Raw genomic sequence first — 9,534 nt, 5'->3', positions numbered from 1 at the left:
CCGCACCCTGGCCAGCGCCGGCAACGACAAGACGGTGCGACTGTGGAACGTGACCGACCGATCCGCCCCCCGCCCGCTCGGCCAGCTGACCGGCCACACCAACCGGGTGTTCTCGGTGGCGTTCTCCCCGGACGGCAGGATTCTGGCCAGCGCCGGCGGTGACAAGACGGTGAGGCTGTGGGACGTAGCCGACCCGCGCACACCCCGCGCCCTCGGCCAACCCCTCACCGGCCACACCGACCAGGTGCGCTCGGTGGCGTTCTCCCCGGACGGCCGCACGCTGGCCAGCGCCGGCGCCAGCAACGATCGCGCAGTGCGACTGTGGGACGTGACCGACCCGTCCAGCCCCCGTCCGCTCAGCCAACCCCTCACCGGCCACACCGACTCGGTCTGGTCAGTGGCGTTCGCCCCGGACGGCCGCACCCTGGCCAGCGCCGGCAACGACAAGGCAGTGCGGCTGTGGGCCTGCGAGCTGCCCGCCAAGGTGTCACCGTTCGATCCGACCCTGCCCCCGACCGCCCTCGGTCACCGCCGCCCCGCCACCGACACCGACGCTGTGCCGCCTGCCGGAGGTGGCCCTGCTCCGGCGGTGACCACGGTGGCGACATCAATGGTGGCAACATCAACGGTGGCTCCGCCGGCCGTTCCAGCAGCTCCACCAGTCGCTCCGGCAGCTCCGGTGGTAGCTCCGGTGGTAGCTCCGCCGGCGGCTGCGGCCCCGCTGGCGGAGATGCTCCGGCGGGCACCGGCCCGCTCCCCCCGTCCGCTCGGCCAGCCACTGGCCGGTCACATCAGCTCGGTGTTCTCGCTGGCGTTCGCCCCGGACGGCTGTACCGTCGCCACCGCCGGTAACGATTACACGGTGCGACTGTGGGATGTGACGGACCTGTCCGCTCCCCGCCCGCTCGGCCAACCGCTCACCGGCCACACCGATCCGGTGTTCTCGGTAGCGTTCACTCCGGACGGCCATATACTGGCTACTACCGGAAACGGCAAGATGGTGCGACTGTGGGATGTCGCCGACCGATCCGCACCCCGTCTACTCGGTGAACCGGCGATCGGCCACACCGGCCGGATACGCTCGGTGATATTCACCCCGGACGGCTGCACGCTGGCCACCGCCGGCAACGGCAAGGCGGTCCGATTGTGGGATGTCGCCGACCGATCCACACCCCGCCTGCTCAGTGAGCTGACGACCGGCCACACCGACCAGGTGGATACAGCGGTGTTCGCCCCGGACGGCCGCACGCTAGTTACCGCTGGTAACAGTCCGGACGGGACGGTGCGGTTGTGGGATGTGACGGACCGGGCCGCTACCCGTCCACTCGGTGAGCCGCTGACCGGCCACACCGGACGGGTGTGGTCGGTGGCGTTCACCCCGGACGGCGCGATCCTGGCGACTGCCGGCGCCGACAAGATGGTGCGACTGTGGGATGTCGCCGACCCGTCCGCACCCCGCCTGCTTGGCGAACCACTGACCGGCCACACTGGACGGATACGGTCAGTGACATTCACCCCAGACGGCCGGACGCTGGCCAGCGCCGGTGACGACAAGGCAATACGGCTGTGGGATGTCGCCGACCGGTCCGCACCCCGTCCGCTCGGTGGACCGCTGACCGGCCACACCAGCGTCGTGAACGTGGTGGCGTTCGCCCCGGACAGCCGCACGTTGGCCAGCGCCGGCGCGGACCACACCGTGCGGATGTGGGACTGCGGGCGCCCCGCCGGGGTGTCGCCGTTCGACCCGACGCTGCCCCCGTCCGCACTGGACCACCGTCGCGTCGGTGACGGTACCGCTACCGGCGCCGCTCCCGCACCGTCCGCCGGGGGTGGTGCCGTTCCAGTGCCCTCCGCCGGGGGTGGGACCGTTCCGGTGACGCCCTCGGGGGTGAAGGTGAAGGTAGTCGCGCAGCCCCACGTCGAGGAGCCGGTCGCACGCCCACCCTCCGTCCACACCTCCGCCGCCGGCCCCACCCGCGCGGCCACCACCCGTCCCCTGCAGCAACCGCAGCCCGTCCGGCCGACACCGGCACCGGTCGCCCGGCACGCAGCGGCACCGGCATCCCGGCAGGCACCGACTGCGGCACCTGCTCCGGTCAGCCGGAAGGCACCAGCAGCGGCACCGGTCTCCCGGCAGGCACCGACTTCCGCCTCCCACCGCCCCAGTCAGCGGCTGGCCGGCCACACCGGCTGGGTGATCTCGGTGGGCTTCTCCCCGAACGGCCGCATCCTGGCCAGCGCCAGCGCGGACCACACCGTGCGGTTGTGGGATGTGGCCGACCACTCCGCCCCCCGTCCGATCGGCAAGCCCCTGACCGGCCACACCGACCGGGTGGACGCGGTGGCGTTCTCCCCGGACGGGGAGATCCTGGTCAGTGCCGGGGCCGACCGTGGAGTGCGATTGTGGGACGTCACCGCCGGCCGTCCCCGACCGCTCGGCCCGCCGCTGACCGGCCACACCGATCGGGTGTGGTCGGTGCTCTTCTCGCCGGACGGCCGCATCCTGGCCAGCGCCGGCAAGGACGGAACCGTGCGGCTGTGGAACGTGGCGGACCGCTCGGCCCCCTGCCCGCTCGGCCCGCCCCTGGCCGGCTCCATCGGCTCGGTGCGGTCGGTCGTGCTGACTCCGGACGGACGCATCCTGGCCAGCGCCAACGGCAACACCGGCGCCAACGACAACGGTGGGAGTGACGGGACAGTGCGATTGTGGGATATCACCACCCGCCGTCCCCGCCCGCTCGACCCCCCGCTGACCGGTCACATTGGCGACGTGTGGTCAGTGGAGTTCTCCCCGGACGGCCGCACCGTGGCCACCGCCGGCGTCGACAGGACGGTGCGATTGTGGGACATCACCGCCCGCCGCCTCCGCCTGCTCAGTTCACCGCTGAGCAGCCACGCCGCCCGCAGCCCCCGCCTGCTCGGCCCGCCGCTGATCGGCCACACCGGCCGGATAGGTGCGATGGCGTTCTCCCCGGACGGCACGATTCTGGCCAGCGCCGGCGACGACAGAACCGTGCGGCTGTGGGACATCACCGCCCGGTCCGCTCCGCGTCCACTCGGCAAAGCCCTGACCGGTCACACCGGCTGGGTGAAGGCGGTGGCGTTCGCCCCGGACGGCCGTACCCTGGCCAGCGCCGGCGACGACAGAATCGTCCGGCTGTGGGATGTGGGCTGACCACCGACCAAAAGCGCTTCGACAATGCTGCGGGAACGGCTCATGGAGACAGTATGACCCTTGTCCCATATCCTGAACACGTGTTCGCTGGACGCCGGACGACGACATCCGCTCCCCTACCGCAAACGTGTAGGTAGAAACCGTCGCCATGGCAGCAGTTTCCACCTACGGTTTCCGCATCTGTAGGCAGAAACCGTCGTTACAGACCCCGGTTTCCACCTACGGCTTCTTCGGAAAGCGGTCGAGCCGGGTGACGCTCTACCAGGGAACGATCCCATGGTCGTCGAGGTAACCGCCGGTCGGACCGTCGGCATCCACCGTGGCCATCCGTACGATGATCTCAGCGCCCTGCTCGACGCTCTTGTAACCGGAGTGTCCGTTGAGGTCGGTGGCGGTGTACCCGGGGTCCACCGCGTTCACCTTGAAGCCGGGGAGGGCCTTCGCATACTGAGTTGTGATCATATTCAGGGCGGCTTTCGATGACGGGTAGACGAGACTGACGATGCCCGACTCCAAGCGCGCCGGATCGGTGGTGATGGCGAGGGAGCCCATTCCGCTCGACACCATCACGACCCGCGGGAGCGTCGAGCGCCGCAGCAGCGGAATGAACGCGCGCATCATCCGTACCGGCCCGAAGACATTCGTCTCGTAACAGAGCCGGAAGTCCTCCGGCCCGGCCTCGGGCACCGGCGTACGACCGCCGATGATCCCGGCGTTGTTCACCAGCACGTCAAGACGCCCGAACCCCGCCTCAACCTCGGCCGCCGCCTTCTCCACGGAGGCATCCGACGTCACGTCCACCGGCACGAACCGCACGTCCACGCCGCCGACGGCGAGCTGCTGCAGGGCCGCGCTGCCGGCGGCGGTATCCCGGGCCCCGAGAAGCACCGTCGCACCCCGCTCGCCCAGCCGCCGCGCCGTCTCGTAGCCCAGGCCCTTGTTCGCCCCGGTGATCAGCACGATGTCGTTCACAGCATCGTCGTTCACGATGTCGCTCATACAGCCAACCGTGGCCCGCCCACGCCGGCCGGACCAGGGACAGCCGAACATGGGAGCGGCGATCCCAGGCAACCCCGACGGTTTCCGGGGCATCCTGGCTTGTGGACCGCGTCGAACTCGCCGCCACCCTCAGGACGTGGCGGGCCCGGCTGGACCCCGCCGCCGTCGGGCTCCCGCACGGGCCCCGGCGTCGCACCCCCGGGCTGCGCCGCGAGGAGGTGGCCGCCCTCGCCGGGATCTCGACGGACTACCTCGTCCGGCTCGAGCAGGGCCGCGGGCCGCACCCGTCGGAGTCCGTCCTCACCGCGCTCGCGCGGGCGCTACGCCTGACCGACGACGAGCGCAACCATCTGTTCCACCTGGCCGGCACACCGCCACCCCGGGCAGGCCGCATCACCGGCACGGTCCGCCCCAGCATCGAGCGCCTGCTCGACCGGCTGTCCGACCCGGCGATCCTGCACGACGCCAAAGGCGAGATCCTCGCCTGGAACCCGCTGGCTGCCGCCCTGCTCGGCGACTTCACCGTGTGGCCGCCGGGCCACCGCAACGTCGTCTGGTGGCGGTTCACCAGCGATGCGCGCTGTCCCAACCGTCTGCTCCGCACTCCTGAGGAGGAGGAAGCCGCCGCCGTCGAGGCGGTTGCCGAGCTGCGCTCCGCTGCCGCCCGCTACCCGCACGACCCGGGGCTGCGCAGCCTCGTCGCCGAGCTGCGTCGCGTCAGCCCCGACTTCGAGTGGCGCTGGCAACAGCGGGAGGCAGCGGTCCGCCGCAGCAGCAGGAAGCGGATCGCCCATCCGCAGGTCGGCACGATCGAAGTCGACTGCGACGTGTTGCACCTGCCCGATGCCGATCAGCGACTCGTCGTCTACACCACTCAGCCGGGCACCGCGAGTGCCGACGCACTCGACCTGCTCCGTGTCCTCGGCACCCAGGACCTGACACACTCCTGAGCAACCAGAATGTCCGCGCAGGCGCCCACGACCTTGGCTCTGCCGAGACCGAGGAAGCATGGGGATCAGACTCCCCTTGCACCGGGAAGCACGCGCTGGCATAGTGACTTACGCGATCCAAGGGGGGCCATTCGGGCACTGTGGATCGCCTAAGCCGGGAGCCACGGTGGACCTCCACTTTCTCCTCGCCCTCATCCTCTCGCCAGGCATCCTCACCAGCTTCGTGACGATCGCCAAGCACCGCCAATGGCTTCACCTTGTACGCCATGTCTACGATCACGAGACCGCGGATGGCCGAAGCATCGATCCCATCGCACTGCTGGAGACCGCCAAGAACTCCCGTTCCACTCGACCATGAGCCCTACTTACCATGGCCATCAGCCTTTTCCCTCAGCTCGTAATGCGGGTCGATATGATGCGCATGATCACCTGCATCGACGAGGCCGTTCCCGCACGCATCGACGGTAACGGCACATACAGATCAACCGCCCGGCTCGTTTTCTCGTACCTCCATCAGTTTTTCTCGCACCTCCATCAGTTCGGCGATGGCCACCGTGGGAGCGTCAGAGAATCTTGATCGATGATCTCCAGGGTAAGGCCGTGACCTGCGGAGACGCTTAAACATCGCCGTTACACCGGTTTCTCGTACAGCCCCTCGGGTGGCATCGCGTCGTGTTCCTTACAGGCGTCTGTTTCCTTACAGAAGCGCGGCGGCGAGGGCGCGCCACTCCTCCCTGGCTGGTCGACCGGTCCAGGCGGTCGAGTCGGCGGCTGGTGAGACGACCTGTACGGCCACGTGGTCCGCGCCGGCGTCGTGGTGCTCGGTGATGCGCTTCGCGATCTGGTCGGGGGTACCCCAGGCGACGAGGGTGTCGACGAGCCGCTCGCTGCCGTCACCGGCGACGTCGTCCTCGGTGAAGCCGAGGGCCAGCAGGTTGCGCACGTAGTTGGGTAGCCCGAGGTAGTAACGGACGCCGGCGCGGGCAAGGGCTCTGGCGGTGGACGGGTCGGTTTCCAGGACGACTTTCTGCTCGGGGACGAGCAGCGGGCCGGGGCCGAGTGTCTCGCGGGCGATGCGGGTGTGTTCGGGCGTGACAAGGTAGGGATGGGCGCCGGCCGATCGTTGCGCCGCCAGGGTGAGCGCCTTCGGGCCGAGCGCCGCGAGCACCCGCTGGTCGACGGGAACCGGCTCGGGTGCGTTGTCAAGAGCGTCGAGGTAGCCGGCAAGATAGTTCAGCGGCCGGGTGTAGGCCTTACCCAGCTTCTGCACGACCGGTGCATGGCTGACACCCAGTCCGAGCAGGAACCGGTTCGGGTAGGCCTTCGCCAGCCGGTGGAAGCCCGCGGCCAGTTCCGCCGCATCGGCCGCCCACACGTTGACGATCCCGGTGGCCAGGACCAGCCGGTCCGTGGCGGCGAGCAGATCCTCGGGTAGGCGCAGGTCAGGCGCGGCGGCGCCGAGCCACAGAGCTCCGTAGCCCAGAGCATCGATCTCCGCCGCCGCCTCGCGGGCGTCGTCGGTGTTCCAGACGTACGACGGGGACCAGATACCCACCCGTCCTATCGGTATCGCCATGACGATCTCCCTCACATGTTCGATGGGGGTCGAATATTCGCCAGTGTACGATGCCTATCGAACGTATGAGGAGTCCGAGAAGACGATGGTCGATCAGGCGCGACGCGCCCGGAGCCTGCGACACACCGATCCGGGCGACGTGACCTTGCAGGGTGCCCTGGATGCGCTCGCGGACCCGGTTCGCCGGCTGATCCTGCGGACGCTGGCGGGCGAGCCGGAGTTCACCCACGCCTGCGGCACGTTCGACCTGCCGGTGTCGAAGGCAACCGCCAGCCACCACTTCGCCGTCCTGCGGGCCGCAGGGCTGCTCGAGCAGGTCGACCAGGGGCCGCGCCGGCTCAATCGGCTTCGCCGCGCGGAGTTCGACGCCCGTTTCCCAGGTCTCCTCGGCCTCGTACTCGCCGAGGACGAACAGACCGGGCCGGAGTGACTCCACATCCCAGCCGATCACCCGGCGCGGAGCCCTGAACTTTTTTGATCAGCGAATCCGACGGACAAGGCCGCAGATCCGGCCACTAATGCACACATGCCACTTAGCTATGTGGCCCTGCGCGGACGATCCATCGTCCACGCAGCCACTGCGACACCTGTTCGTCCCGGTGCTGCTCCAACACCGGGACGAACAGTCCGCGCGGGGCGGTCTACTTCGCTGTGGACGGCGTTGCGACCGGTCCACCCGTGGGCACGTCAGCGGCTATTCTCACCCGCGAGAATCCGCCGACGGGACTGCCGACAGTTGCCGCTTCGCTCTGTCCGGCGGTGGTTGGCAGGAACGAGCTGGCGCCACGGATCGCCGCCGCGGCGAACGCAATGCTCAGCAGTGATGCCAACGCCACGATCAGGCGCGAGGTGTCCTCCAGGTGCAAGGCGATAATCACCGGTGAGCCGGCACCGAAGTTCGCCATGAAGAACGTGCAGGGAAACAGGACGAACAGGCCCAGCAGACCGACGGGGCTCTTCACCCGCTCGCGCAGCTGGGTTGCTGCAACGGCGAAACATATCACCTGCGCCGCCTCGAGCACGCCGATGACCAGCGGATAGTCGAGGATACGCAGCTCGTGCGGTCCCCAATACGTGTAGGCGCCGCCGTTGATACCGATCATCTCGAACGTGCAGGACATCAGCAGCTCGACGCCTGCCCAGGCGAACAGCCCGTTTCGCGTCAGCGTGCCGAGTCGGATCTTGCGGGTAATCATGATCGCGGGTGCCGCGTAGAGCACGGCGTAGCCGCTGTGGGTCCAGACCGGCTGCGGGATGCCGAAGGCAGTGAAATGGGTGTACATGCCTTCGGTCGAATAGAAGTAGAGCATCAGGCCCGCGTCGTAGAGCGGCTCGGCGAAGGCTGCCACCATGGCGGCGAGAACGATCAGCGCGTAAAAGGGAGTTCTTTCCTTCCGTCCCAGGTGTATCGCAACACCGAGGAGGACTAACGTAAGGCCCCAACTGCCGTATGTGAGGATGTCCTGGGTGGTCAGGTCGAGATGGTGATCAACAGGCGCTGTTGGCATGGCTGCCCCTTCGTACCGCTCTGGAAGCAAGTTTGTAGTGGTTGGCGGACGACGACTTTCCCACATCACAGGGTCACGTTGCGAACGCGACGACCGCGTGACATCGAAGGTTGCCATGGTGCGAAGCTCGGGTCGGGTCGGGTGATCCATGGTCGTCCATCGCCCGCGGCAGGTCATCTTCCCTGCTGGTGGTATTTCCGCCCGGAGGTGGTAGACGTGCGGTGTCCAATCCTGGGCGACGTTCAATCCTGGGCGACGCCGTGGTAGGCCGCGATCGCCTGGGAGCGGTTGACGGCGCCGAGCTTGGCGAGGATGTGCTTGACGTGGGTCTTGACCGTGCCGACGGTGATGACGAGCTGCTCGGCGATCTCCTGGTTGCTGGCGCCGCCCGCAATGAGCTCGAGCACCTCGCGTTCACGAGCCGTCAACTCATCGAGACCGCCTTCGCTGCGGAACACCGATGACGCCGTCCGGGTGATGGGGGTGTCGTCGTCGGGGGCGGTGACGAGCTCGATCTCGGCCTCGGTGAGTTCCTCCAGCGCGGTGTCGACGACGGCCAGCGTCTGGCGCACGCGGTCGCGCTGCAAACGCAGGCGCTCTACAAGCACAGAGCGTTCGTAGAGGTGGCCGAAGCCCTCGCTGAACGCCCACAGCACGTCGCGGTCGGTCTCGTCACAGACCCGTCCGCCGCGCCCGTGGTCGGCGTGCAGGAAACCGATGACACGCCCAGCTGGAGTGATCGGTGCCACCACATACGATGTCGCTCCGCCAGCCCGGATGATCGGATGTACCCGCGGGTCCGCGGTGTTCGTCACCAAGCCCGGTTGGCGTTCGCTCAGCAGCCGTGCTTCGAGGACAAAATCGTCCAGCGGGATCTCGCGCTGGACCCATTCGGCGAACCACGGCTCGTCCCGCACCACGTTGTTGACCTTCCACGGCCGCCAGACGCCGTCCTCGACGCGCGAGAGCAGTACCCGCTCGAGCCCGCAGTTCGCCACGATCTCCCCGCATACCCGGCCCTCCAGCGCCTTCGGGCTGGTCACCGTGCGCAACAGACCGAGCCCCCGTTCACAGCGGGCGATGCGTCGCGCTCGCGACGCCATCCGCGTTTCGGCCTGCTCGAGGGCCAGGTCCTGGAGATCGCAGACCAGCTGCGCCAGCGCCGCGGTCGACTCGGCGTCGGGCGCACCCGACAGTAATCGCTCGGTGCACGCCGCGCTCAGCGCGTCCGCCACGTCCTCACCGTCCAGGTTCGGCTCGCTGCCCAGCAGTCGCGCGGCACGCTCGACCAGATCCGTGGTCTGCTTGCTCATGTCCGGGGCCTCA

The 9,534-nt window shown here is 68.7% G+C and carries 7 protein-coding genes and 1 pseudogene; 4 read left to right on the top strand and 4 right to left on the bottom strand.

The annotated features are described in order from the left end of the window. Positions 1-3,175 (top strand): annotated as a pseudogene (locus DD1DGNOD_RS28700) (hypothetical protein); the annotation flags it as partial. 258 nt (positions 3,176-3,433) lie between these two features. On the opposite strand, the gene DD1DGNOD_RS02880 reads toward DD1DGNOD_RS28700, so the two are convergent. Further along, positions 3,434-4,174, bottom strand: coding sequence for an SDR family oxidoreductase (locus DD1DGNOD_RS02880; protein WP_131765054.1), 741 nt, complete (start codon positions 4,172-4,174; stop codon positions 3,434-3,436). 101 nt (positions 4,175-4,275) lie between these two features. Here DD1DGNOD_RS02880 and DD1DGNOD_RS02875 point away from each other — a divergent pair, with 101 nt between their 5' ends. Both DD1DGNOD_RS02875 and DD1DGNOD_RS02870 read left to right on the top strand, forming a co-directional pair. Continuing rightward, positions 4,276-5,124 carry a helix-turn-helix transcriptional regulator gene (locus tag DD1DGNOD_RS02875; protein ID WP_131769382.1) on the top strand — a complete coding sequence of 283 codons (849 nt, stop codon included), beginning with the start codon at positions 4,276-4,278 and terminating at the stop codon, positions 5,122-5,124. Positions 5,125-5,290: 166 nt separating this feature from the next. After that, complete coding sequence (locus DD1DGNOD_RS02870) at positions 5,291-5,482, top strand: hypothetical protein (protein ID WP_131765053.1); 192 nt, start codon at positions 5,291-5,293, stop codon at positions 5,480-5,482. A 339-nt stretch (positions 5,483-5,821) separates the two neighbouring features. Here DD1DGNOD_RS02870 and DD1DGNOD_RS02865 read toward each other — a convergent pair whose 3' ends face one another. Continuing rightward, complete coding sequence (locus tag DD1DGNOD_RS02865) at positions 5,822-6,700, bottom strand: LLM class F420-dependent oxidoreductase (RefSeq protein WP_131769381.1); 879 nt, start codon at positions 6,698-6,700, stop codon at positions 5,822-5,824. A gap of 85 nt (positions 6,701-6,785) precedes the next feature. Here DD1DGNOD_RS02865 and DD1DGNOD_RS02860 point away from each other — a divergent pair, with 85 nt between their 5' ends. Next, positions 6,786-7,130: an ArsR/SmtB family transcription factor gene (locus DD1DGNOD_RS02860; protein ID WP_131769380.1), complete on the top strand. Its 345-nt coding sequence runs from the start codon at positions 6,786-6,788 to the stop codon at positions 7,128-7,130. Between the two features lie 211 nt (positions 7,131-7,341). Here DD1DGNOD_RS02860 and DD1DGNOD_RS02855 read toward each other — a convergent pair whose 3' ends face one another. Beyond that, positions 7,342-8,325 carry a hypothetical protein gene (locus tag DD1DGNOD_RS02855; protein ID WP_206442916.1) on the bottom strand — a complete coding sequence of 328 codons (984 nt, stop codon included), beginning with the start codon at positions 8,323-8,325 and terminating at the stop codon, positions 7,342-7,344. Positions 8,326-8,450: 125 nt separating this feature from the next. Continuing rightward, on the bottom strand, positions 8,451-9,534 hold a 1,084-nt coding region (locus DD1DGNOD_RS30460; protein ID WP_283234648.1), incomplete at its 5' end, for a helix-turn-helix transcriptional regulator.

The sequence above is a fragment of the Candidatus Protofrankia californiensis genome, from assembly GCF_900634765.1.
GTDB classification, from domain to species: Bacteria; Actinomycetota; Actinomycetes; order Frankiales; family Frankiaceae; genus Protofrankia; species Protofrankia californiensis.
The sequence above is the reverse complement of the archived record's forward strand: the minus strand, read 5'-3'. Positions and strand labels throughout refer to the sequence as shown.